A 23050-nucleotide genomic window follows, 5' to 3' on the forward strand; every position below is an offset into this window, starting at 1 on the left:
TAAAAATCATCGGGGAGGAAAGAAGTGGAATAGCCTCATCCACCAGCCAGAAAGAAACTTCGACGATGACGCAGACCGCCCGCTCAGGCCGCCGCCGCAGTCTCATGACCAGGATCCTTGCGGCAACGGCCGCCTCGATCCTTGGGATTTTCGCCATCTTCGCCCTTTACAACGATGTCGTCATGCGCGAGCAGACGGAAGAGCGCGTGAACAGCAACCTGTCCATGGTTGGCAGTTCCGTTGCGAAAAGCGTGTCGAACTGGCTGACGGGCCGCACGATGCTGACCGAATTCGCCATGCAGTCGCTGGGGTCAAAGCCGGCTTCCGAAATGACGCCGGAACAGTTCAACGTTCCTCTGCTGACCTCCACCTTCCTGATGACCTATTACGGCAACACGGAGGGTGAGTTTTTCCAGTGGCCGCCGTCCACGCTTCCCGAAGGCTATGACCCGCGCAAGCGCCCCTGGTACAAGGCCGCTGCGGATCTTGGAAAGCTGACGCTGACCGAGCCCTATATCGCGGCTTCCTCGAACGAGTTGAACATCACCGCAGCCGCCCCGCGCTACATGAACGGCCAGCTGGTGGGCGTTGTCGGTTCCGATTTCTCCATCCAGATGCTTGATCAGATGCTGAAGGACGCCAATCTGGGCGACCTTGGCTACCTGTTCATCACCGACCGCTCCGGCAAGGTGCTGATCCACGCCAGTCAGGACCTGATCGGCAAGACCCTGGCCGATATTTATCCCGGCGCGCAGGTTTCCACCGGTGTCATGCAGGACGTGGACAGCGCCGAGGGCGCGCGCCTGCTTGGTTTCCAGCCGATTGCCGGCCTGCCGGGCGTGGACTGGTATGTTGCCATGTCCATCGACAAGGGCGTTGCCTTTGCCGAGCTGTCCGACTTCCGCCGGTCGACGCTGATTGCGACCCTTGCCGCCGTGCTCATCATGCTGGCGCTTATCGGCACCTTGTTCCGCAACTGGCTGGCCCGTCCGCTGTCGAGCATCACCGGCGCCATGAGCCAGATTGCCGACGGTGATCTGAGCGTTGCCATTCCCGGCCTTGGCCGCAATGACGAGATCGGCGCCATCGCCGGTGCCGTTCAGGTGTTCAAGGAGCATTCCCTGGAACGCGAGCGTCTGGAAGCAGCCCAGAGCGCCGAGCAGGAAGCCAAGCAGCGCCGCGCCGAGGCCGTCGACCGGATGATCAACGCCTTTGCCTCTGAAGTGGGCTCGGCCCTGCAGACGGTCAGTTCCGCCACGCAGAATGTGGTTTCAACCGCACGCCAGCTGACCCAGACGTCCGAGTCCAGTTCGGAAGGAGCAAATCTCGCCGCTGCCGCATCTGAGGAAGCTGCCGCAAACGTCCGCTCGGTGGCCGCCGCTTCCGAAGAGCTGAATTCCTCGATTGCCGAGATCGCCCGCCGGGTGGAGCACTCCAACGAGATTGCCAACCGCGCCTCGGATGCCGCCAGCGAGACCAACCAGACGGTTCAGAGCCTGGTGCAGACGACGGAAAAGATCAGCCAGATCGTCAAGCTCATCAATGACATTGCCGCCCAGACCAACCTTCTGGCGCTCAATGCCACCATCGAGGCAGCGCGTGCCGGTGATGCGGGCAAGGGCTTTGCGGTCGTTGCCACGGAGGTGAAGTCGCTGGCCAACCAGACCGCTTCGGCCACGGAAGAGATCGCCACGCAGATCCAGGCGATGCAGGCCGTCTCCAATCAGGCCGCCATGGCCATCGGCAGCATCGCAGATGTCATCGGCCAGATGAGCCACATCTCAACCGACATCTCCGCTGCCGTGACCCAGCAGAGCGGCGCAACCACCGAGATTTCGCGCTCGGTGCATGAAGTGGCAACCGGCACGCAGAATGTCTCGGAAACCCTGAGCCATGTGTCACGCGGTGCCAACGAAACCGGCGAGAGCGCGCAGGTGCTGCTTGATGTCGCCACCCAGCTGACCCAGCAGACCGGCAACCTGCGCCAGCGCATCGACGCCTTCTTCGCCGAGATCCGCGCCGCCTGAGACAGGCACAGGCAAGACATGAAAAGGGCGGCCTCACCGGGCCGCCCTTTTTTGATTCAGACCACCGCCAGATCGCGGCTGAGGCCGGAGAGGATCTCGCAGCCGGTTGCCGTCACCACCGCCACTTCCTCCAGCCGGATGCCGAAGCGCCCGGGCAGATAGATGCCGGGCTCGATGGTGAAGACCATCCCCTCCTCCAGCATCAGATTGCTGGTGCTGGTGATATAGGGCTGCTCATGCACCTCGGTGCCAAGGCCGTGGCCGGTGCGGTGGGTGAAAAACTCCCCGTAGCCGGCATCCATGATCACCTGACGCGCCGCCAGATCAACGCTGCGGGCGGGCACGCCCGGACGGGCCGAGGCGATGGCCGCCTGAACGGCGGCATCGACCACCTCATGCACCTCCCGGTATCCGGCCGGCGGCTCGCCGAGGCTTGCCATACGGGTGATGTCGGAATTGTAGCCGTCCTTGAGGCCGCCAATGTCCACCAGCACCACATCGCCGCGCTTCAGCCGTGCCTCGCCGGAGTGATGGTGCGGATAGGCACTGTTCGGGCCGATGGCGAGGATGGCAAAGGTGGGCTGCGCACCGTTGGCGGCAAAGGCAGCCTGCACGGCCTTGGCCAGTTCGCTCTCGCTCACGCCTTCGGCCAAGGCCGCACGGGCAGCGGCCTGGGCAAAGTCGGCAATCTTGGCGTTTTCCTTCAAGAGCGCGATTTCTTCGGCGCTCTTGACCATGCGCAGTGCGCCAACGGTGGCGGAGGCAAAGCTGCGGGCGGCGCGCGGCAGCGCATCCACCAGCATCAGCGCGTGGTCGGCACGCATGGTCTCATCCAGCGCAAAACTGCCGGCCTTGGGCGCGGCAAAAGCCAGTGCTTCGGCCAGGGCCTTGTCCGGGCCGGTGTCGTCCTTCCACTCGAAGAAGGGCAGATCCGTGTGCTGGCGGCTGTCTTCGGCATTGAGGGCCGGCATCAGGAAGCAGGCCTGCTTCTGGCCGATGAGGCACAGCGAGGCGCGCTCGTCCGCTGCCGGGACAAAGCCCAGCAGCCAGCGCAGATGCGCGCCGGGCGCCAGCGCCACCAGATCGGTGCCTGTATCTGCCATCTTGCGGCGCAGGCGCGCCAGACGCTCTGCGGCCTGCGGCTTTGCGGATCCTTGCGTCATTCACGCCTCCATCGGCACGCGGGCCATGGCGTCCAGCAGAGCAGCGCGGTGCTCTTCCACCAGCGCCTCCAGCTTCGCCACCCGCTCGGGCGTGAAATGCCCCTCAGCATCCAGAATATTGACCGTGCCCACGACCATTCCGCCATCCGGCACGGGAATGTTCATCGCCGAATGGCAGCCGAGCTGGTTGATGAGGGCATGATCGGAAAAGTAGACCGCAAATTCCGGCGTGGTGTTGGCGATAAAGCTCTTCTGTTCGCCCAGCACGAGATCGGTCCAGCCATCCGAACGCATCGGCTTGGTGCCGGACGCCGGGTATTCGGCCGGATGCGAGGTATAGGCGCGGCGGCTGAGGCCTGCCTTGCGGTCGAGAACCGTCACCGTGAACAGGCGCGCGCCCACGGCGGTGCGGGCAGCCTCATGCAGGGCGGCAAAGACGGTATCGGGGGATGAGGTCATGATGGACTTCCGGGGCGTTGGGATGAGAGAGGATTGAGGAGCGGTGGTGGTGTGGCTGGTGGAACCCTCCCGCCCCTCCATCGTCATCCCGGACGCGCCTGCGCGATCCGGGACCGGTGAGCCGGGGTGGAAGTTGTTTCAAGGAGATACAGCCGGCAGGCCTTGGCTCACCGGTCCCGGATCTCCGCTTCGCTCTCGTCCGGGATGACGATGGAAAGGCTTTTCCGGTGGCCCGGAAGGCAGCACAGCCGCCCTCCGGAATATCTTTCAGGCAGACTGCCTCAGTTCTTGGTCACGAGACGGTAGTAGACGAAATCGGACGTGGCGCCGTTGACGTAGCCCTGCACCTTGCCGTTCATGGCGACCTGCTTGACGGCCTGGAACATGATCACGTAGGGCGATTCCGCCTGCATGGCCTGCTGCAGTTCGCCATACATTTCGAGGCGCTTTTCCGGCGACTTTTCGGTCAGCGCGGCCATGGTCTTCTCGTTGATCTCCTGCGGCGGCATCCAGGCATTGCGCCAGGTGGTCGTCGAAGCATATTTGTCGTCCGAATTGTCCGCGTTGTAGGCGAAGGCCTTGGCGTTGGAATGCGGGTCCATGAAGTCCGGGCCCCAGTAGAGCAGCATGCCCTGATGGGTGCGGGCGCGGTACTTGGTGATCACCTGCGCGCCGGTGCCGGGGATGATCTCGAAGTTGATGTCCGCCGGAGCGAAGGACGACTGCAGCGCCTGCGCCATGTCGGTGAAGGGGCTGGAGTTGATCACATCAAGCTGGATCGTCAGCGGCAGCGTGACACCGCCGTCGGCGAGGATCTGCTTTGCCTTTTCCAGATCATACTTGAACGGCGTGTCATTGACCGCGCCGGGAAAGCCTTCCGGCCAGAAAGCCTGATGCACCATCATCTGACCCTTCAGGAAGGTGCTGGCCATGCCGTCATAATCGACGAGATAGCGGGCAGCCTCCCACAGCGCCTTGTTGGTCAGGGCCTCGGTCTTCTGGTTGAAGGAAATCCAGTGAACGGCGGCCTGCGGATAGGTTTCGACCTTGATGTCGGACTTGCCTTCGAGACCCGACACCTGATCCGGCGTCAGGTTCTTGGCCATGTCCACATCGCCGGATTCCAGCAGCAGGCGCTGGGTGGCGGCTTCCGCCACATGGCGGATGACCACCTGCTTCATGGCCGGTGCGCCGCCCCAGTAATCCGGGTTGGCCTCCAGCGACAGCATTTCGGAAGGCCGGTAGGCGCGCAGCTTGAACGGGCCGGTGCCGGCGGAGTTCTTGTTCAGCCAGGCATTGCCCAGATCGTCATTTTCCTGATGGGACATGACCGTTTCCATGTCGACCACGGAGGCAACACGGGCGGCCAGAACGTTGAGCACGAAAAGCGGCGAGAAGTCACCGGCATAGCGGACGGTGATCTTGCTGCCGTCCACGGTCACCATCTCTTCGATGTTTTCCGGGGTCCAGCCGAGATTGGCGAGAATGAAGGCGGGCGCCTTGTTGAGCACCAGCACGCGCTTCCACGAGCCCAGCACATCCTCGCCACGCAGCGGATTGCCGGAGTGGAACTTCACGCCATCCCGCAGCGTGAAGACGATGGTCTTGTTATCCGCGTCGATGGCCCATTCGCTGGCAAGGCCCGGCGCCAGCGCCGTGGTGTCCGTTGCGTCGTAATGGACGAGCTGGTTGTAGACGTTGACGACATATTCGCCGGAGGAAAACTCATAGGCGGTCGCCGGATCGATGGTGACGATGTCATCGATGTTCTGCGCGACGACGAGGGCCGTGCCCGGTGTTGCGGACTGGGCCGGCAGCGCGGTCAGCGTGGTCAGGGCCGTCAGCGACAACAGACCGGCGGCAAACGCGGTTCTGAAAAGCTTCATTGTCTTCTCCTGAAGGAAGGCAGGTTTGTCTTGGCCGCAGGCATGCCCCCCTACGGCTGTTCGGGGGTTCGGCCAATGAGCCGGGGCGTGTTGCCGGTCCACAAGATGCGGACGGGCCGGTCTCCGGCATTGGCGAAGGAATGGGGCGTGTCGCCCATGAAATGCAGGCTGTCTCCGGCGTTGAGCGTGAAGACCGCTTCGCCCAGCGTCTGGCGTAGCGTGCCTTCCAGCACGACGATCAGTTCCTCGCCCGTATGAGATGTCTGTTCCGAGGCATAGCCAACCGGGATGTGGACGATGACCGACGACAGCGTGCCGCCCGGCAGCACCGTGTTGAGCCGCTCGTAGGACAAGGCCCCCTCGCCCAGCGAGAACAGCTCGCGCTCCCCCGCCCGCGTGACGCTGTTGGCGGGCCGGGGCGTCGCCACGAACCAGTCAATCTCGACGCCCAGCGCATCGGCAATGGCGGCCAGCGTACCCAGCGAGGGCGTCGCCTTGCCGCGCTCGACCTGTGACAGGAAGCCGATGGAAATACCGGCTTGATCAGCCAACTGCTGTAGGGTCAGATCCCCCTTGCGCCGCAACTCGCGGATGCGGCCGCCAAAATGCGGCGTTGGCGCAGCGGTTGCGGCGGCTTGCATCTCCCCGGCGTCCTTGAGGGCGTTGCTCATCACGGATCTCCAAAATTTCTTTGACGCTAGTAAAAAAATTTTGCTACGTCAAAAGAAGTTTAACTGGCAAGGAAAACGCCGTGAGCAACGCCACCCTGACCGGCCGCCGGGGCGCCCTTCCTGCCCGGCTCGCTTCCCTGCTGTGGTTTGCCGCCACGATTGCGCTGACCTTTCTCGGCCTGCTCGCCATCACCTTTGTCATCGGCCGCGTCGTGCCGATTGACCCGGTGCTGGCTGTCGTCGGCGACCGGGCACCGAAGGAAGTCTATGATGCGGTGCGCCTGCAGATGGGCATCGATGATCCGCTGCCCGTCCAGTTCGTCCGCTATGTGGGCGATGTGCTGCAGGGCGATCTCGGCCGGGCGGTGACGACCTCCAATCCGGTGATCGAGGATCTGGCGCGGGTGTTCCCCGCCACCTTCGAGATGGCGACGCTCGGCATCATCATCGGTGTCGCCGTTGGCGTGCCGCTGGGTGTGTGGGCCGCCGCGCGGCAGGGCAGCGTCATCGACCAGATCATCCGCGTCATCGGCCTTGCCGGCTATGCCATCCCTGCCTTCTGGCTTGGGCTTGTCGGTCTCGTGCTGTTTTACGCCAAGCTCAAGTGGGTTGGCGGGCCGGGACGGATCGACATCTTCCTTGATGGCATGGTGACGCCGCGCACCGGGCTGCTGCTGGTGGACAGTCTGATCGACCGCGACATGGACAGCTTCAGAAGCGCCTTCGCCCACATCATCCTGCCGGCCACCATCCTCGGCTTCTTCGCCCTCGCCTATATCGCCCGCATGACCCGCTCCTTCATGCTGGAGCAGCTGGGGCAGGAATTCATCACCACCGCCCGCGTCAAGGGCGCGCCGGAGCGGGTGGTGATCTGGCGCCACGCCTTCCGCCCGATCCGCGTGCAGCTGATCACCGTCATCGGACTGTCCTATGCCGGGCTGCTGGAGGGCTCGGTGATGATCGAAACCGTCTTTTCCTGGCCGGGCATCGGCAACTACCTCACCAACGCCCTGCTCAATGCCGACATGAACGCGGTGCTGGGCGCGACGCTGGTGATCGGCGCCGTCTTCATCTGCATCAACAAGCTGTCTGATGCGCTTTATCTCCTTCTCGACCCGAGGGCCCGCGCATGAGCTCGACCCGCGACTGGCTGCTGGACGAAACGCCCGCCACCCGCCTGCAGGCCCAGCTGGGCCAGGCCTACCGCACCTTGCGCGCGCTCTTGCGCAATCCGCTGACGGTGGTGGGGCTGGTGATCATCCTCACCCTGCTGCTGACGGCCGCCTTCGCGCCATGGATCGCACCCTACAGCCCGATTGAAGGCCAGCTGACCGAACGCCTGCTGCCTCCCTCCGCCGCGCACTGGATGGGCACGGACGAGTTGGGCCGCGACATTTTCAGCCGTGTTGTCCATGGCGCCCGCATCACGCTGTTCATCGTGCTGCTGGTGGCGATCATTTCCGCGCCGCTCGGCCTCATCATCGGCGCCGTCTCCGGCTATTTCGGCGGCGTGGCGGACCGGATCATCATGGGGCTCACGGATATTTTCCTCTCCATGCCCCGGCTGATCCTCGCCCTTGCCTTTGTTGCCGCCCTCGGGCCCGGCATCGAGAATGCGGTGATTGCCATCGCCATCACCGCCTGGCCGGTCTACGCCCGCCTTGCCCGCGCCGAAACACTGACCATCCGCAAGGCCGAATTCATCGCCGCCGTGCGGATGCAGGGCGCGAGCCATGGCCGCATCATCCTGCGTCACATCCTGCCGCTGTGCATGTCCTCCACCATTGTCCGCGTCACGCTGGATATGGCGGGGATCATCCTGACGGCCGCAGGCCTCGGCTTCCTCGGCCTTGGGGCGCAGCCGCCGCTGCCCGAATGGGGGGCGATGATCTCCCGCGGGCGGGCTTTCATTCTGGATCAGTGGTGGGTGGCCACCATGCCCGGCTTTGCCATCGTCATCGTCAGCCTCGGCTTCTGCCTCTTCGGCGACGGTCTGCGTGACGTGCTTGATCCGCGCCAGCGCACGAAATGAGGGACCGGTCATGAGCACGCTTCTCGACGTTCAGAACCTCAAGGTCCGTTTCCCCACCGAGCGCGGCGAGGTGGAGGTGGTCAAGGGCATCAGCTTCTCGCTGGGCCGCGAGCGCCTTGGCATCGTGGGGGAATCCGGCTCCGGCAAGTCCATGACCGGCCGGTCGATCATGGGCCTGATCGGCCATCCGGGCCGCGTCACCGCAGACCGGATGATGTTTGACGGCATTGACCTTACGAAAACCGGTGAGGCCGGATACCGGCGCCTGCGCGGGGCGCGCATGTCCATGGTGATGCAGGACCCGAAGTTCTCGCTGAACCCTGTGATGCGCATCGGCGAGCAGATCGGCGAAGCCCTCGCCTTCCATACCCGGATGAACGCAAAGGCGCGCAAAGCCAAGGTTCTGGAAGCGCTGGAAGCGGTGCGGATCAATGATCCGGAGCGGGTCTATGGGCTCTATCCGCATGAAGTTTCGGGCGGCATGGGCCAGCGGGTGATGATCGCCATGATGGTGATCCTGGAGCCGGACCTGATGATTGCCGACGAGCCGACCTCGGCGCTGGATGTCTCCGTCCGGGCGCAGGTGCTGGAAATCATGGACGATCTCGTCCGCCGCCGGGGCATGGGCCTGATGCTGATCAGCCACGACCTCAACATGGTCTCGCACTGGTGCGACCGCATCCTCGTCATGTTCAACGGCGAAATCGTCGAGGAGTGCGCCGCAGGCAAGCTGCAGGAGGCGAAACACCCCTACACGCAGGGGCTCATCGCCTCCCTGCCCCGCCTCAACGAGACCCGCGAGCGCCTGCCCGTGCTCGACCGCGCGGCACTGGAGAAACTCAAATGATCGGCGTTGAAGGCCTCACGGTTGTCTATGGCGCCACGGCGGTGGTGCGGGATGTCAGCTTTTCCGTCGCCACCGGCGAGAGTTTTGCGCTGGTGGGGGAATCGGGCTCCGGCAAGTCCACCATCCTGAAGGCGCTGGCGGGACAGGTGGACAACTGGTCCGGCGCGCTGACGCTGAGCGGCCTGCCGCTCGGCCACAAGCGCACCAAGGCGATGATGCGCCATGTGCAGATGGTGTTTCAGGACCCCTACGGCTCGCTGCATCCGCGCAAAACGGTGGATGACACCTTGAGCGAACCGCTGGCAATCCATGGGCTTGGTGACCGGGACCAGCGGGTGCTCTCCATGCTGGATGCGGTCGGCCTTGCCCGAAAGTTCCGCTTCCGCCTGCCGCATCAGCTCTCCGGCGGCCAGCGCCAGCGTGTGGCTATCGCCCGCGCCCTGATGCTGGAGCCGGAGCTGCTGCTGCTTGATGAACCCACGTCTGCACTCGACGTGTCCGTGCAGGCGGAAATCCTCAACCTGCTGAAGTCCCTGCGCGAGGAGCGCGGCCTCACCTATCTGCTCGTCACCCACGATCTGCCGGTGGTCTCCTTCCTCTGCGACCGGCTGGGTGTGCTGCGCCATGGCCAGCTGGAGGAAATCGCGCCGGTCTCTGCGCTGAAGGCGGGCGCTCTGACCAGTGCCTATGGCCGCGAACTGGTGGAGCGCAGCGAGGCTTTCTTCGCCGAGATCCGTGCAGCCTGAAACACGCTGCAGACCTGAACGTAAAAGGGCGGCCCGATCAGCCGCCCTTTTTGTTTTCGGAGCCGCCGGAAACCGGCATCAGGCGCCCATCGGCACGCGGGCCATGGCTTCCAGCAAGGCAACCCGGTGCTCTTCGACCAAGGCCTCCCGAAGATTGCGAAAGGGTGTTTCCCGGGGGACGCCGAAGGCAAGCACTTGCAGAACGTTAAGCTTTTTTGGGAAGATTGGCGGGCGAAGGCCGAATTGCCCAGCGTCCGCATCCATGATCTGAACCACACCTTCGCATCGCTGCAAGTTTCCGGCGGCATGACGCTGCCGATGATCGGCAAGCTCCTCTGCCACTTGCAAATTCAGACAACGCAACGCTACGCCCACCTGCTCGACGAACCTCTCCGCGCCAAGGTGGAACATGTGGATCAACTCCTGAACCCCACATTGGAGTATACGCGACTAGCAGAGTTGAAGTCACATCTTACAATGGAGCTCTGCATTGGTTATGCGTTTCGTTGCCGCCGCAGCCCGTGAAGTCGGAGATATGCTGGATCACGCGCAATGTCGGGACAGGCCGCGATACACTCACCAAGTAGCCCAGCGAGATCATTCGGAACAGGAAATAGCGTCGGGTCGATCAGTGCATTGGTCAGCTTCACGAAGGCCAGCGGATGCAGGCGAACGAGCTCGCCGTGCCGGTTCTCCAGCCGCAGAGAATGCGAAATCTGGTACAGTTGGTAAGGGACTATCACATCAAGAATTGCATCGACGGCTTCCGGGAACGCGTCACCGCATTCAAGCGCCATCAGGACGAGATTCTGACTCGTACTCTTGGAGCGCAGGCGAACATCAAGTGGCCAGATTTGCCGGAACAGCGGCCCAACCAATGTTCGCCAGCGTGCTGGCTTGTCGGGGACGTCAACATCAGCATCTTCGTCTTCAGCATTCCCGCCTCCAGCCTTCTCCATCATGCGCCAGAAATTCCATGAAACATTCCGACGCGCGGAGGCAGGCCCAACGGTGAGAGCACGGCGGACTTCTGCGGTGGTGAGGTTGTACTCAGGTGATTCCCCACGCTGGTGCCAAATGGCGACACTGAGCAAATTCGACATCAGCCCTTCGAGTTCATTGTCGGAGAGGTCCTGGCGTTCGAAAGCTGCCAACACTGCGGGCTTGAGCGCATTGAACAGACGCGCCGAGCCAACGCCGCCATGCGCAAAGGAACGCCACAATGATAACGCTTCGGGATGGTCCCAATTGAGACGTGGCTGTAGGCTCATTTCAGTCCATGCAGGATCGATCGCTTCAAGATAGGCTAGCGAACGGGCGAGATAGACACGCGCCAAGAGGCCCGGCCTTCCAGGTGCATTAGCAAGCCGATCAAAGCGAGGCTTGAGCTCAGCATCAAGCCCGCTGTGCCTTTGTGGTTTCGATGTAGTGAGAGCATCCAGCAAGGACCAAGCCAACATACCGCCGGGCCTATTCAGCGATTCCGTTAGAAGGTCGTCGTCGCGCTCCACCTCGGCCGCGCCGTTTTGAGGTGCATAGGCTCGATCGGCGAAGAGATCCCAAAGCGGCAAGAACCGGGGACCGCCGGGCAGATCCGGCACCGACAAGGCCTCTCGTTGCCGCTGCAACCAGGAGGCTGCTGCAGGCAGTAAATCGATAAGCGAGGCTTGGGGCATCCTCAACATCAGATCGGCGAGCGCGAATTGAAAAGGGACGTCGCCCTTGTCATTCGCGGCCCATAGCAGGCTGCGCCACGCCTCTGCGTCCCACTGCCCGTCGTCCGCATCGAGCCGAAGCCCGCGCAGGGCACGCTCCGGATCGGCGGAACAAAACACACGCCAAACATCACCTTGTTCGAAGTGCCTTTCGCGCTGTAGGCGCATCGCCTCCTTCACCAACGCCTCGTCGGCAACATCCGCAAGCAGCTCGGGCTGTCCGTCCGGACCTGAACGCATTTCATGCCAGAAATGGAAATCGTCACGGTCCCCTGCGCTCGGCCTCCAAGTCGGATGTCGCGCAGAAATCTCCCCAATTGCCTGCTGACTCTCAGCTGTCAGCGCCCCACCCGCGAGCTCAATGCGCTTCAAACGTCTGAAAATCGACGAGTCTTGTATGGAGCGCCACTCCTCCTCATTCTCGAAGGCGTCGGCGGAATAGAGATCGCGCGGTGCGCCTTGACGAATCCGGGTTTCGATGGCCAGCCGGTCAGGATTGCCGAAATGCGCCCACCGTGTGGCGAGCAGGCGCATGATTTCCACGCGCGCGTTGCCCCAGAACACTTCATCGTCGAGTTTGATCACGGCAGCCGCTGCCTCTGCAGGCGTGAACGCTGCGTGCTCATGCGCAAACAGTGAAAGCCGGCGGACCAGCAGAAACGGCGAATCCGCCCACGGTTGAACCAGCGCGCGAGCCCGATTGGCATCGCGAGCAACCAAACGATGCCAGACATCCGCCAGCGCCCGTGTGATGGGGTAGAACCCCGATCGGTGAGCGTTCTGCGGATGCCGTGCGACGGAAGGCACGTCGAAATTTGTCGCATCCCAGCCATCTAGAAGGCCAACATCTTGAGCTTCTTCGAGCGCATCCAGCAGCGCCCTGTCCAGCGTACGGAAAAGCGCGATTTCCTGATCGGCATCTTGCGGCCAGGCGGCCAGGATCTCATCGGCCGGCGGGTGTTTGGCAGAATCAAACTCAAAATGTAGCAGATCGTGAAGAGCCTCCGGAGCATCAACGTCACGTACTTCCTCGGCCCAGCGAAACGCCTTTCTGATTTGCAGCCGCGGACGCAGAATCCGGCTTATGAGACGGCGCGCCTCAAAGTCCGCTTCGCCACGCTTTATGTTCGGTGCGATGAGAAACCAGCTGTCGTCGAGAAAGTCGGCGCGCGTCGTCCGTTTGCCGGCAAGCAAAAGCCGCCACGCTCTCGCACGCAGAGGCGTTAGAGCCGCCCGCTCGCGTTCCAGCGCGCGGTTAATATGCCAGCGTGCCTGCTCGTCGAGCGTAGGGAGCCCCGCACAGGCTCTAATCATTGAGGGGTCGTTGATGCGTTTTGCGATCCATTCGCCCGGCAGCAACCTATCTCGATCGAATACGCGCTTTTCGACAAGGACAGGTAGCCATTCCGCAGCTGGCGATAGATCGCCGAGCAACTGACAGGCGTCGCCATGCCCCAGCAGCGCCACGCACTCCTGAAGGGGGCCCTCGGATACGGCGGAGGGAGTCTCCGCCAGAATGGGACGCAGTTGCCCGCTGCGCCACTCAGTGGGGTCTTCCGCGTAATTCCGCCACTCCCGGAGGGAATCATAAAGTGCCGAGTGATCGTCGCCTGCAGCCCTATACAGAATCGGTTCGACCGCCTTCGCGGCCCAGAGCGCCCGAACCAGCTCTTCATTTCCGGGTTCTGAAGAAGCGAAGGCATAGACCTTCTGCAAATCGGGAAATCGCTCGCGGTCAGCCTCCAGAGCTTCGAGCAAATACCGCATGGGAGGGTCGTCAGCTTGATAGCCGACCAGCACAACGGTGTACGCCCGCACCAGATCGTAAATGTAACGAGAGGCCCATCCGGTGCGCAGATAAGCGTCGCCAAACTCTGCACTGGTCAGAACCAGGTCCGTGTCGATCGCGTGAAGCTCGGGTCGAGGATCGCCCAGCCTCCCGTGAAGATGCAATACGCCAGCACACCCAGCAACCTTTGGTTGCGGAATCGCCACACCAGCATGACTGGCCATAGCAGATCGATTTTTCTCAAACCACGCTCTTTCAAACAACGTGTCAAAGTTGGTTGTAAGAATCCGGTTGCGCCCTTCTGCGTCTCGCGACAGTTCCAGCAAAGCTAAATGATTGGCGAGATCGACATTGTCGGGTGGCGTCAGAACATCTCGGACGGCGGACCTAATACGATCTCGCATACCGCGGTTTCGAGGCGCGTCCGATGCCACCAGCCGCCGCTCTAGGCATCGAAGTACTCGGTCATATTGGCCCTCCAGCGCTCCCCCTTCGCGCATCCCCTCCCGTTCCGCTGGATGCAGATTCCAATCTTCGCCCAAGCTCTTATACACGCCTTCAACGAGGCCCCTAAACAGCGGCAAGCCGACGCTGCGCGACACGCCAGCGCCGCACACGAAGATGGTCTGACCCTTTTCTTGAGCCAGAACCAGATCAAGGGGAATTTCTGGGCCGTTCTCAGCAAATCGCATAATCCAGCACCCTATACACGCTTCATCCCCCTCCAGATCGCCGGAACTTTCCACCTCATCGCCCGCTCGTCGGGCGGCGGGAAACTCTCCCGGCCTGTGAACCAACCTTTCATATCGCGCAGCAGTTCGCCCTGACTAGCAGGCATTCCGTGATCATGCACGCGCCAGCGTGTGGCCATCGCCCGCGCCCTGATGCTGGAGCCGGAGCTGCTGCTGCTGGATGAGCCGACCTCGGCGCTCGACGTGTCGGTGCAGGCGGAAATCCTCAACCTGCTGAAGTCCCTGCGCGAGGAGCGCGGCCTCACCTATCTGCTCGTCACCCACGATCTGCCGGTGGTCTCCTTCCTCTGCGACCGGCTGGGTGTGCTGCGCCATGGCCAGCTGGAGGAAATCGCGCCGGTCTCTGCGCTGAAGGCGGGCGCTCTGACCAGTGCCTATGGCCGCGAACTGGTGGAGCGGAGCGAGGCGTTCTGAGAAGCTTCCTCTGATATTGGACTAGTGGAGCCCTGAAACTCCGCCCGGTAGCGGGATGGCGGGACGGTCATGATCCGGCGGAAATGCAGGCGGAAGGTTTCCGGCGCGCCGAAGCCGCAACGGGCGGCGATGACATCGATGCTCTCGCTGCTTGCCTCCAGCAGATGGCAGGCATGCCGGATTCGGGCGCGGATCAGCCAGTCAATCGGGGCCAGACCCGTGGCATCGCGGAAGCGGCGGCTGAGGGTGCGCAGGCTGCAGCAGGCGGCATCCGCCATGCGCTGCAAGTCCCACTCCTGATCCAGCTCCCGCTCGATCCGCTCCAGCAGGGGCGCCAGCGAGCCTTGAGGAAAACGGGCAACGGGCCTTGGCACGAACTGCGCCTGCCCGCCCTCCCGCTGCGCCGGAACCACAAGGCTGCGGGCCAGCGCATTGGCCGCCTGCCAGCCGAAATCCCGGCGGACCAGCGACAGGGACAGATCGATGCCAGCCGCAGACCCTGCCGCCGTCAGCACGGTGCCATCTTCCACGAACAGCACGTCCTCGACGATGTCAGAGGCAGGCGCGACACGGCGCAGGTCCGGAATGTAGCGCCAGTGCGTCGTCGCCCTGCGGCCGTCCAGCAATCCCGCCGCCGCCAGCAGAAAGGCACCGCTGCAGAAGGTGACCAGCCGCGCACCGCGTGCATGCGCTTTCTGAAGCCTGTCCTTGAGGCCGGGCGGCAGCCGGTGATCCCGCCCCGGCCAGCCGGGCACGAGGATGATATCCGCCTCATCAATGAGACTCACCGGTTCGTCCGCCCGCACCGAAACGCCGCCGCTGGCCGAGACAGTCTCCATCTCCACCGCGACTGCGGCAAAACGGTACCACGGCCCCTCAACCTCGGGCTTTTTCGAGGCAAAGACCTCCGTGCAGATGGAGAATTCAAAAAGGCTCAGCCCCTCATAGACCAGCGCCACCGCCAGCGGCGCCTGCTGTGCTGCCTTGCGGCTGATGGCCTGCGCCTGAACACCCATAATGCCCATGATGCCCTCTTTGATCACATGGCATGATCCTACCGGACAATGGCATTCAGGCCAATGGTGACGAAACGGATTTCCGGCAATCTTCAGCCCATCCCAGCCCGGCCCTGCCGCAGTCAGACGCGCCGGAGAAACACGAGGATGAGACGATGCCCAGTTCCGTGACCCAGTTTCCCGCCGCCCCTTCCGCCGAGGCTCTGGCCCATTTCGAGGCACGGCTTGGCTTTGAGACCGATTGCTGGGACGTGCATCACGCCCTTGCCACGGGACAGCAGGACTTCGTGCTGCTGGATGTGCGCAGCCCCGCGCTGTACGAAAGCGGCCATCTGCCGGGCGCGCTCAACCTGCCCCATGGCAAGATGACGGAGCGGCGGATGGCGGAGTTTCCGGAAGGCTCGCTCTTCGTCGTCTATTGCGCCGGGCCGCATTGCAACGGCGCCAACAAGGCCGCCGTCCGCCTCGCCCGGCTCGGCCTGCCCGTCAAGGAACTCATCGGCGGCGTCACCGGCTGGCTGGACGAGGGCTTTGCCCTTGCAAAGGGCATGGAGCCGGGCAGCGTTGCGGAGCTGGAGGGGACGGTGGCTTGAGGCCTACAGGCTCTCACACCGCCTGTGCGGTCAGGCGGCCTGAGCGTTTTTCGTCGGCCAGAACGAGGAAGGAACCGGCAAGGATGAGGGCCGCACCGGGCCAGAGGTAGCCTTCCGGTGCGAAGCCGAAGGCGAGCCAGCCGGCGAGGATGTTGAGCGGCAGTTTCAGGTGATCGAAGGGCTGTACGAAGGCGGCATCTGCGCGGGCATAGGCCAGCGTCAGCAGATAATTGGCGCTGACGGTGAAGAGCCCGGCGCCCAGCGCCAGACCAATGCCCCAGCCCTGCGGCAGCACCGTGCCGCCGTCGGCCAGCGCCATCAGCGCGTTGGCGGGCGTCAGCAGCATCAGGAGGAAGAGGGTCACCGTTTCCGGCTCTTCCTCACCGGTCAGGCGCTTGGTGACAAGCGACGCCCCGCCCCACAGGGCAGCCGCCAGAACCGGCAGAAGGCTGGCCAGAACGAAGTCCTCCGACCAGGGCGCCAGCAAGATCATGCCGCCGGCAAAGCCGGTGAGCGTTGCCAGCCAGCGCAACGGGCTGACGGCCTCTCCCAGGAACAGCCGCGCCCCGGCGATGACGAAGAAGGGCGAGGTCATCACCAGCGCAATGGCCTGCCAGATCGGCACATGGGCCAGACCGAAGGCCCAGGCCTGCACCCCGCCAACGGCCAGCACCACACGCAGGGCATGCAGGCCGGGACGGCGCATGGTGAAGCGCCTCAACCCGCCGCGCAGCACCAGCGGCAGAGCGAAGAGGAAGGCGACGAAGTATTGCCAGAAGGCCGCACTTGAGGCGGGCAGCCCGTGCAGCATCGTCGCGCCCTGCAGGCACAGATTGACGATGGCAAAGGATGCTCCTGCCCCCACCATGCAGGCGGCGGCCGCAAGCGGCTGGCGTGAATAGGTATTTGCGGACATGCACGGCGCTCCAACGCTGTCGTCATGTCCCCGGGGACAATCATGCACATGGCAAGCCGCACCCGTTGCGGCGGGTGGGCCGGCTGGCGCACAAGCTCTCTTTCATCCGGACTATACCGTCGGCTCCGGCATCGCACCGGATCTGCTGACCCTCTCCGGCAAGCCGGAGAGGCGCTCGCGGGCTCCGGGCAGGAACGATCCTGCCTGATACCGCCGGTGGGGAATTGCACCCCGCCCCGAGAACTTCTGTGCCAAGGCATAGACCCGCCTGCCCTGTTGACGCAAGAGGGCAGATCAGGATTTTTCAGTCAGACTGAAAGCCAGCTGCCGATATCAGCTGGCTCGGCGGCGATCAGCGCGGGCTTTTCCGCCTCCAGCTCCTCGCGCGAGCCATAGCCCCAGAGCACGCCGATGCTGCGCAACCCGTTGGCATTGGCGCCGATCAGGTCGTGCTTGCGGTCCCCGATCATGACACACTGCCCGGCCTCGCGCCCCTCCTCAGCCAGGAGATAGGCGATCAGCTCCGCCTTGGCCGAACGGGTGCCGTCCAGCTCCGAGCCATAAACGCGGACGAAATCCGGCATCAGGCCGAAATGCTCGACGATCTTGCCCGCATAGGCATGGGGCTTGGAGGTGGCGACATAGAGGGTGAAACCGGCCGCCGCCAGCTGGCGGGTCAACGGCTCAATGCCGGTGATCAGCTCGTTCTCGAAAAGGCCGGTGGCCGTGTAGCGCTCGCGGTAGAGCGCCACGGCCCGGTCCAGGAGCGCCCTGTCACTGCTGTTGAGCAGAACAGCAAAGCTGTCCCACAGCGGCGGGCCGATGCACCAGCCGAGTTCTTCGGCTGGCGGCACAACGGCGCCCAGGGCTGCGAGGGCATGCTGGATGGACCGCGTGATCCCGGTGAAAGGATCGGTGAGGGTTCCGTCCAGATCGAACAGGACCGTATCGATCCCGCCAGAGGACTGCGTCATTCAAACTCCATGATCACGGCATCCACCGCCAGGCTGTCGCCGGGCTTGGCCTTGATCGAGGAGATAACACAGTCACGTTCGGCGCGAAGCACGTTTTCCATCTTCATGGCTTCGACGATGGCCAGCTGCTCACCAGCCTTCACCTCCTGCCCTTCGGTGACGGCGATGGAGACGACGAGGCCCGGCATCGGGCACAGCAGCAGGCAGGAGGTGTCCGGCGGCAGCTTTTCCGGCATCAGCGCATCCAGCTCCGCCGTGCGCGGGGTCATGACGCGGGCGATGACGGAGAATCCCTGCCAGTCGAGCCGGTAGCCGCTGCGCACCGGGCGCACCTGCACCGTGACGCGCTTGCCGCCCACCGTGCCGTTCCACAACGCATCCCCCGGTACCCAGCTGGAGGTGACCGTCACCGGCGTGCCCTCGCCCACGGCAATGTCCATCTCGATGGGCGTGCCGGGGTAGCCTTCGGTGAGGCGCACGGGGATATAGGCCTTGCCGACCTTCACGGTCCAGGCTTCGCGCACCGCACCAGAATGCGGGCGCAGGCGGCCCGGCAGATGGTCCAGCCGCTCGCGCCGCAGGGTTTCCATGGTCAGCGCCACGGCAGCCAGCGTCTCCAGTGCGGCCGCATCCGGCTCCGCCGGGGCAAAGCCTTCGGGATATTCTTCGGCGATGAAGCCGGTGGAGAGGGTGCCTGCGCGCCAGCGCGGATGGTTCATCAGCGAGGTCAGGAAGGGCACGTTGTGCTGGATGCCATCCACATAGAAGGCATCAAGCGCTTCGGACATGGCCGCGATCGCCCCGGCCCGGTCCGGCGCATGGGTGACCAGTTTGGCGATCATCGGGTCATAGAACATGGAGATTTCCGAGCCCTCGACCACGCCCGTGTCGTTGCGCACGGTCACGCCATCGCTCATTTTTTCCTCCGGCGGGCTGTAGCGCACCAGCCGGCCGATGGAGGGCAGGAAATTGCGGTACGGGTCTTCCGCATAGATGCGGCTTTCCACGGCCCAGCCGTTCAGCTTCACATCGGACTGGCTGATGGAGAGCTTTTCTCCGGCGGCAACGCGGATCATCTGCTCGACCAGATCGATGCCGGTGATCAGTTCGGTCACCGGATGCTCCACCTGCAGGCGGGTGTTCATTTCCAGGAAGAAGAAGCTCTTGTCCTGCCCGGCGACGAATTCCACCGTGCCGGCACTGTCGTAGTTCACAGCCTTGGCAAGGGCCACCGCCTGCTCGCCCATGGCGCGGCGGGTGGCCTCGTCCAAGAGCGGCGACGGGGCTTCCTCGATGACCTTCTGGTTGCGGCGCTGGATGGAGCATTCGCGCTCGCCCAGATAGATCACGTTGCCATGCTTGTCGCCCAGCACCTGAATTTCGATGTGGCGCGGGTTCTGGATGAATTTCTCGATGAACACCCGGTCATCGCCGAAGGAGGATGCGGCTTCCGACTTGGAGCGGGCAAAGCCCTCATGCACTTCACCGGCGTTCCAGGCGATGCGCATGCCCTTGCCGCCGCCACCGGCGGAGGCCTTGATCATCACCGGATAGCCGATTTCCTCCGCGATCTGCACGGCCTCTTCGGGAGACTCGATCACCCCCAGATAGCCCGGCACGGTGCTGACCCTGGCCGCATTGGCGAATTTCTTGGATTCGATCTTGTCACCCATGGCCTCGATCGCCTTGGGGTTGGGGCCGATGAAGACGATGCCTTCCGCTGCCAGCGCTGCCGGGAAGGCGGCGCGCTCGGACAGGAAGCCATAGCCCGGATGCACGGCCTTGGCGCCGGTCTGCTTGCAGGCGGCGATGATCTTGTCCATCACCAGATAGGATTCGGAGGCCGCAGCCGGGCCGATATGCACTGCCTCGTCGGCCATTTCCACATGCAGAGCGTCCCGGTCGGCGTCGGAATAGACGGCTACGGTCCTGATGCCCATGCGCTTCGCGGTCTTGATGACCCGGCAGGCGATCTCGCCCCGGTTTGCGATCAGGATCTTTGAAAACATGCCTCGCCTGCTCCCGCGTCCATCTGGCCCGTTCCGTCGCGTGATGAACGGTTTGCCAGCGATATTTGTCAGCCTTCCTTGGGTTTTAGGCGGGCTGTACCTGCGGCGCAATATCACCAAAGGATGAGCCGGTGCAGCATTGCCAGCCGGCAGGCATCTGCGGCCTCAAAGCCCGGCGCTGGATTTTCCCCGGCCAATCGCCTATCACCCGCTGGCCTGCCGCCCTTATCTGCCGCGGCGCCAGCCTGTGAGCCCTCCATGGATGCCATTCACCTCGAAGATCTTGCCTTCTACGCCTATCACGGGCTCTACGAGGAGGAGATGCGCCTGGGCCAGAGGTTCATCGTCGACATGAGCTGCTGGCTCGATCTCGGGCCCGCCAGCCGCGAAGACGAGTATGACCTTACGGTCTGCTATGGCATGCTGGTGAAGACCATCGAAGGCGTGGTGCTGAACAACCGCTTCAATCTCATCGAGCGCCTGGCCGGGGCGATCATCGAGGCGGTTCTGGCGGCCGACAGCCGGATCGAAAAGGTGCGGGTGCGGGTGCACAAGCCGGGTGCGCCTCTTCCCATTGCACAGGGGCGCGCCAGTGTCGAGCTGGAGCGCACACGCGATCGTTAAGGCGTGCGGGCTGCCCTGCCCTTGCCGCCCGTCTGCGGGAACCTAGGTTCCACCGGGCCGTTATATCTCAAACCGGCAGGTGTTTCCCCGGACTTGCCGCTTCCCTTGAGGGAGCAGAAGGATCGGGTGCGTCTTGATGGAGATGATGATGTCTGGATTCATGCGACATGCGGCCCTTGCGCTGACGGTCCTCGCAGCTGGCACGAGCGTTGCCGCAGCAAGGCCCGACCTGCGGCAGATGACCTGCGCCGAAGCTCAGCAGACCGTGCTGCGCAATGGTGCCGTGGTCTTCACCACCGGGCCTTACACCTATGACCGTTTCGTCGCCAATCACTCCTATTGCGACCGCTGGGAAGAGGCGGTGCCGGTGACCGCTGCCACGCGCGACACGCCGCAGTGCCCGGTGGCCTACAAATGCCAGGAACCGGCCTTCAACAACCGCTTCGGCTGGGATGACTGATCTGCCTTCACACCCGTGACCGGGCAAGGCGCAGGATCAGGCCCATGTCCATGTGGCGGGCCAGATGCCCGGCCAGTTCATCCAGCACTGCGTCAATGGACGCCGTGTAGGAGACTTCCGCTGCCGCCCCGAGGCCTGACAGCCAGGCGGCGCGGAACGCGTCTCCCGTGAAAAGCCCGTGCAGATAGGTGCCCAGCACCCGGCCATCGGCACTCTGCGCCCCATCGTGCCGCAAGCCGCCTGCGCTGTCCTCAAGGCTCAGAACCGGCCTTGCACAATCCGGGCCTGAGGTCTCTCCAAGGTGGATCTCATAGCCGGAGATAGGCACGCCCGTAGGCAGGAAGGTGCCTTTCGCCTCGCGGAGTTTCTTGTCCGCCGTCAGCACCGTTTGCACATCGAGGAAACCGAGCCCCTCAACCGTGCCCGCCCGGCCCTCGATCCCGTCCGGATCGGCAATGGTGCGGCCCAGCATCTGATAGCCGCCGCAAAGCCCGATGATCCGCCCGCCGCGCCGGTGATGGGCGGCAAGGTCGATGTCCCAGCCCTGCGCCCGCAGGAAAGCCAGATCGCCCATGGTGGACTTGGTGCCGGGCAGCAGCACCACATCCGCATCCCCCGGCAGCGGCTGGCCGGGCTGCACCAGCACCAGCGTCACCCCCGGCTCCTGCCGCAGAGGGTCGAGATCATCGAAATTGGCAATGCGGGCGAGAACCGGCACGGCGATCTTCACCGGCCCGTTGCCGAGACCATCCTCAAGACCCAGCGCATCTTCGGCCGGCAGCAGCCCGGCGTTTGCAAACCACGGCACCACCCCGGCTGAGGCCCAGCCCGTGCGGCGGACGATCTCGCCAAGGCCATCATCGAACAGCGACGGATCACCCCGGAAGCGGTTGATGAAAAAGGCACGGATGCGGGCGCGCTCCTGTGGCTCCAGCACCGCATGGGTGCCGACCAGCGAGGCAATCACCCCGCCCCGGTCGATATCCCCGCACAGAAGCACCGGCAGGTCAGCGGCTTGTGCAAAGCCCATGTTGGCAATGTCGCCCTGGCGCAGATTGATCTCCGCCGGGCTGCCTGCCCCTTCCACCAGCACCAGATCCGCCTCTAGCGACAGAAGAGCGAAACTTTCAAGCACCTTCGGCAGCAGCTCGGCCTTGCGCGAGCCATATTCACGCGCCCGCATGGTGCCGAAGCGGCGGCCCTGCACGATCACCTGAGCGCCCGTATCCGTCTCCGGCTTCAGCAGCACCGGGTTCATGTGCACGGTGGCCGGCATCCGGCAGGCCATGGCCTGCAACGCCTGCGCCCGGCCAATCTCGCCGCCATCAACTGTGACAGCAGCATTGTTCGACATGTTCTGCGGCTTGAAGGGGGCAACCGTCAGGCCCTGATTGGCAAAATGACGGCACAGGCCCGCGACGATCAGGCTCTTGCCCACATTCGATCCCGTGCCCTGCACCATCAGGGCGGGCTTGCGCGGCAGTCCTGTCACGTCAGATCCTTTGCGAGGCGCAGGAAGTGCATGCCGCCCTGCTCGAAGCTCTCTCCGTCTTCGCGATATCCCAGGGCGAGATAAAATGTCTTCGCCGTCTGTGTGCTGTTCAGCCGTATTCGGGTGTGGCCCAAGTCCCGGACCCACGTTTCAAGCTCCAGCATCAGCGCGCGGGAGTAGCCCTTGAAGCGGTGCTCGGGATGTACATAATTCAGATGGATCTCCCCTGCGCCAGAAGCCAGCGCAACCGCCGCGACCCCGCCTGCTCCGTCTTCAGCGACGAGGAACCCCTCAGCCTGATCCATCCAGCGGACCATGTTCTCGGCCGTCTTGTTGGCAATCCATGGCGTGTATTTGTCAGGATCGCCGCCATGATCCGCATGGCAAAGCTCGACGATGGACCGGCGCAGGCACTCCGCAACCGCTTCGGCTTCTTCCGGACGAGGACGGCGAATAACGGGCATG

General features: G+C 63.7%; 20 protein-coding genes, 1 pseudogene and 1 riboswitch. Of the genes and pseudogenes, 10 read left to right on the plus strand and 11 right to left on the minus strand.

Annotated elements, in window-relative coordinates:
- Positions 1 to 65 precede the first annotated feature (65 nt).
- On the plus strand, positions 66 to 2027 hold the full coding sequence (locus ACVNHC_RS06570; protein ID WP_457166775.1) for a methyl-accepting chemotaxis protein: 1962 nt from the start codon (positions 66 to 68) through the stop codon (positions 2025 to 2027).
- A gap of 56 nt (positions 2028 to 2083) precedes the next feature.
- On the opposite strand, the gene ACVNHC_RS06575 is transcribed toward ACVNHC_RS06570, so the two are convergent.
- From ACVNHC_RS06575 to ACVNHC_RS06590, 4 genes are all read right to left on the minus strand, one after another.
- A complete protein-coding gene (locus ACVNHC_RS06575; RefSeq protein WP_457166776.1) occupies positions 2084 to 3190 on the minus strand; it encodes a M24 family metallopeptidase in 1107 nt (368 codons plus the stop codon).
- The gene (locus tag ACVNHC_RS06580) at positions 3191 to 3649 is read right to left on the minus strand and encodes a GAF domain-containing protein (protein ID WP_123195637.1); all 459 of its coding nucleotides are present in this window, start codon (positions 3647 to 3649) and stop codon (positions 3191 to 3193) included. It abuts the gene before it with no gap.
- A gap of 281 nt (positions 3650 to 3930) precedes the next feature.
- Positions 3931 to 5535, minus strand: coding sequence for an ABC transporter substrate-binding protein (locus ACVNHC_RS06585; protein ID WP_457166777.1), 1605 nt, complete (start codon positions 5533 to 5535; stop codon positions 3931 to 3933).
- 50 nt (positions 5536 to 5585) lie between these two features.
- On the minus strand, positions 5586 to 6206 hold the full coding sequence (locus ACVNHC_RS06590; RefSeq protein WP_457166778.1) for a helix-turn-helix domain-containing protein: 621 nt from the start codon (positions 6204 to 6206) through the stop codon (positions 5586 to 5588).
- Between the two features lie 80 nt (positions 6207 to 6286).
- Here ACVNHC_RS06590 and ACVNHC_RS06595 point away from each other — a divergent pair, with 80 nt between their 5' ends.
- The 5 genes from ACVNHC_RS06595 (at position 6287) to ACVNHC_RS06615 (ending at position 10356) form a co-directional block, all read left to right on the plus strand.
- Positions 6287 to 7339 (plus strand): ABC transporter permease, encoded by a 1053-nt coding sequence (locus ACVNHC_RS06595; RefSeq protein WP_457166779.1) that lies wholly within the window; start codon positions 6287 to 6289, stop codon positions 7337 to 7339.
- A complete protein-coding gene (locus ACVNHC_RS06600) occupies positions 7336 to 8238 on the plus strand; it encodes an ABC transporter permease (protein WP_374629288.1) in 903 nt (300 codons plus the stop codon). Before ACVNHC_RS06595 ends, ACVNHC_RS06600 begins: the two co-directional genes overlap by 4 nt.
- Before the next feature lie 10 nt (positions 8239 to 8248).
- On the plus strand, positions 8249 to 9085 hold the full coding sequence (locus ACVNHC_RS06605) for an ABC transporter ATP-binding protein (protein ID WP_457166780.1): 837 nt from the start codon (positions 8249 to 8251) through the stop codon (positions 9083 to 9085).
- Entirely contained in the window at positions 9082 to 9831 is a 750-nt protein-coding gene (locus ACVNHC_RS06610) for an ABC transporter ATP-binding protein (RefSeq protein ID WP_457166781.1), read from the plus strand. Before ACVNHC_RS06605 ends, ACVNHC_RS06610 begins: the two co-directional genes overlap by 4 nt.
- Before the next feature lie 126 nt (positions 9832 to 9957).
- Complete coding sequence (locus tag ACVNHC_RS06615; protein WP_374629291.1) at positions 9958 to 10356, plus strand: tyrosine-type recombinase/integrase; 399 nt, start codon at positions 9958 to 9960, stop codon at positions 10354 to 10356.
- Here ACVNHC_RS06615 and ACVNHC_RS06620 read toward each other — a convergent pair.
- The gene (locus tag ACVNHC_RS06620; RefSeq protein ID WP_374629292.1) at positions 10326 to 14027 is read right to left on the minus strand and encodes an SIR2 family protein; all 3702 of its coding nucleotides are present in this window, start codon (positions 14025 to 14027) and stop codon (positions 10326 to 10328) included. The two genes, ACVNHC_RS06615 and ACVNHC_RS06620, sit on opposite strands and share 31 nt — an antisense overlap.
- Positions 14028 to 14189: 162 nt before the next feature.
- On the opposite strand from ACVNHC_RS06620, the pseudogene ACVNHC_RS06625 reads away from it, so the two are divergent.
- Positions 14190 to 14501, plus strand: a pseudogene (locus ACVNHC_RS06625) (AAA family ATPase); the annotation flags it as partial.
- Here the strand turns inward: ACVNHC_RS06625 and ACVNHC_RS06630 are convergent.
- Positions 14462 to 15526 carry a helix-turn-helix domain-containing protein gene (locus ACVNHC_RS06630; protein ID WP_457166782.1) on the minus strand — a complete coding sequence of 355 codons (1065 nt, stop codon included), beginning with the start codon at positions 15524 to 15526 and terminating at the stop codon, positions 14462 to 14464. The pseudogene ACVNHC_RS06625 and the gene ACVNHC_RS06630 sit on opposite strands and share 40 nt — an antisense overlap.
- A gap of 146 nt (positions 15527 to 15672) precedes the next feature.
- On the opposite strand from ACVNHC_RS06630, the gene ACVNHC_RS06635 reads away from it, so the two are divergent.
- Positions 15673 to 16110 (plus strand): rhodanese-like domain-containing protein, encoded by a 438-nt coding sequence (locus tag ACVNHC_RS06635; protein ID WP_457166921.1) that lies wholly within the window; start codon positions 15673 to 15675, stop codon positions 16108 to 16110.
- A gap of 13 nt (positions 16111 to 16123) precedes the next feature.
- Here the strand turns inward: ACVNHC_RS06635 and ACVNHC_RS06640 are convergent, their stop codons facing one another.
- The 3 genes from ACVNHC_RS06640 to ACVNHC_RS06650 all read right to left on the minus strand — a co-directional run bounded on the left by ACVNHC_RS06640 (position 16124) and on the right by ACVNHC_RS06650 (position 20009).
- Complete coding sequence (locus ACVNHC_RS06640) at positions 16124 to 17026, minus strand: DMT family transporter (RefSeq protein ID WP_457166783.1); 903 nt, start codon at positions 17024 to 17026, stop codon at positions 16124 to 16126.
- A gap of 90 nt (positions 17027 to 17116) precedes the next feature.
- A riboswitch (FMN riboswitch) is annotated at positions 17117 to 17274 on the minus strand.
- A 60-nt stretch (positions 17275 to 17334) separates the two neighbouring features.
- Positions 17335 to 18000, minus strand: a complete 666-nt coding sequence (locus ACVNHC_RS06645; RefSeq protein WP_457166784.1) for an HAD family hydrolase — start codon at positions 17998 to 18000, stop codon at positions 17335 to 17337.
- Entirely contained in the window at positions 17997 to 20009 is a 2013-nt protein-coding gene (locus ACVNHC_RS06650; RefSeq protein WP_457166785.1) for an acetyl-CoA carboxylase biotin carboxylase subunit, read from the minus strand. The genes ACVNHC_RS06645 and ACVNHC_RS06650 overlap by 4 nt, the downstream gene beginning before the upstream one ends.
- 258 nt (positions 20010 to 20267) lie before the next feature.
- On the opposite strand from ACVNHC_RS06650, the gene folB reads away from it, so the two are divergent.
- Positions 20268 to 20633 (plus strand): dihydroneopterin aldolase, encoded by a 366-nt coding sequence (gene folB / locus ACVNHC_RS06655; RefSeq protein ID WP_457166786.1) that lies wholly within the window; start codon positions 20268 to 20270, stop codon positions 20631 to 20633.
- Between the two features lie 148 nt (positions 20634 to 20781).
- Positions 20782 to 21093, plus strand: coding sequence for a hypothetical protein (locus tag ACVNHC_RS06660; protein ID WP_244284743.1), 312 nt, complete (start codon positions 20782 to 20784; stop codon positions 21091 to 21093).
- A 7-nt stretch (positions 21094 to 21100) separates the two neighbouring features.
- Here ACVNHC_RS06660 and ACVNHC_RS06665 read toward each other — a convergent pair whose 3' ends face one another.
- Together ACVNHC_RS06665 and ACVNHC_RS06670 are read right to left on the minus strand one after the other, a co-directional pair.
- Positions 21101 to 22555 carry a cobyric acid synthase gene (locus tag ACVNHC_RS06665; RefSeq protein WP_457166922.1) on the minus strand — a complete coding sequence of 485 codons (1455 nt, stop codon included), beginning with the start codon at positions 22553 to 22555 and terminating at the stop codon, positions 21101 to 21103.
- Between the two features lie 26 nt (positions 22556 to 22581).
- Positions 22582 to 23049, minus strand: a complete 468-nt coding sequence (locus ACVNHC_RS06670; RefSeq protein ID WP_457166787.1) for a GNAT family N-acetyltransferase — start codon at positions 23047 to 23049, stop codon at positions 22582 to 22584.
- Position 23050 lies beyond the last annotated feature (1 nt).

Source organism: Pannonibacter sp. Q-1, assembly GCF_054073275.1.

Excerpts from the sequence above, each read along its gene's own strand:
- ACVNHC_RS06570 (WP_457166775.1), top strand. The coding sequence starts at position 66 with ATGACGCAGACCGCCCGCTCAGGCCGCCGCCGCAGTCTCATGACCAGG.
- ACVNHC_RS06575 (WP_457166776.1), bottom strand. The coding sequence starts at position 3,190 with ATGACGCAAGGATCCGCAAAGCCGCAGGCCGCAGAGCGTCTGGCGCGC.
- ACVNHC_RS06580 (WP_123195637.1), bottom strand. The coding sequence starts at position 3,649 with ATGACCTCATCCCCCGATACCGTCTTTGCCGCCCTGCATGAGGCTGCC.
- ACVNHC_RS06585 (WP_457166777.1), bottom strand. The coding sequence starts at position 5,535 with ATGAAGCTTTTCAGAACCGCGTTTGCCGCCGGTCTGTTGTCGCTGACG.
- ACVNHC_RS06590 (WP_457166778.1), bottom strand. The coding sequence starts at position 6,206 with ATGAGCAACGCCCTCAAGGACGCCGGGGAGATGCAAGCCGCCGCAACC.
- ACVNHC_RS06600 (WP_374629288.1), top strand. The coding sequence starts at position 7,336 with ATGAGCTCGACCCGCGACTGGCTGCTGGACGAAACGCCCGCCACCCGC.
- ACVNHC_RS06605 (WP_457166780.1), top strand. The coding sequence starts at position 8,249 with ATGAGCACGCTTCTCGACGTTCAGAACCTCAAGGTCCGTTTCCCCACC.
- ACVNHC_RS06610 (WP_457166781.1), top strand. The coding sequence starts at position 9,082 with ATGATCGGCGTTGAAGGCCTCACGGTTGTCTATGGCGCCACGGCGGTG.
- ACVNHC_RS06620 (WP_374629292.1), bottom strand. The coding sequence starts at position 14,027 with ATGCGATTTGCTGAGAACGGCCCAGAAATTCCCCTTGATCTGGTTCTG.
- ACVNHC_RS06630 (WP_457166782.1), bottom strand. The coding sequence starts at position 15,526 with ATGGGCATTATGGGTGTTCAGGCGCAGGCCATCAGCCGCAAGGCAGCA.
- ACVNHC_RS06635 (WP_457166921.1), top strand. The coding sequence starts at position 15,673 with ATGCCCAGTTCCGTGACCCAGTTTCCCGCCGCCCCTTCCGCCGAGGCT.
- ACVNHC_RS06640 (WP_457166783.1), bottom strand. The coding sequence starts at position 17,026 with ATGTCCGCAAATACCTATTCACGCCAGCCGCTTGCGGCCGCCGCCTGC.
- ACVNHC_RS06645 (WP_457166784.1), bottom strand. The coding sequence starts at position 18,000 with ATGACGCAGTCCTCTGGCGGGATCGATACGGTCCTGTTCGATCTGGAC.
- ACVNHC_RS06650 (WP_457166785.1), bottom strand. The coding sequence starts at position 20,009 with ATGTTTTCAAAGATCCTGATCGCAAACCGGGGCGAGATCGCCTGCCGG.
- folB (WP_457166786.1), top strand. The coding sequence starts at position 20,268 with ATGGATGCCATTCACCTCGAAGATCTTGCCTTCTACGCCTATCACGGG.
- ACVNHC_RS06660 (WP_244284743.1), top strand. The coding sequence starts at position 20,782 with ATGTCTGGATTCATGCGACATGCGGCCCTTGCGCTGACGGTCCTCGCA.
- ACVNHC_RS06665 (WP_457166922.1), bottom strand. The coding sequence starts at position 22,555 with ATGGTGCAGGGCACGGGATCGAATGTGGGCAAGAGCCTGATCGTCGCG.
- ACVNHC_RS06670 (WP_457166787.1), bottom strand. The coding sequence starts at position 23,049 with ATGCCCGTTATTCGCCGTCCTCGTCCGGAAGAAGCCGAAGCGGTTGCG.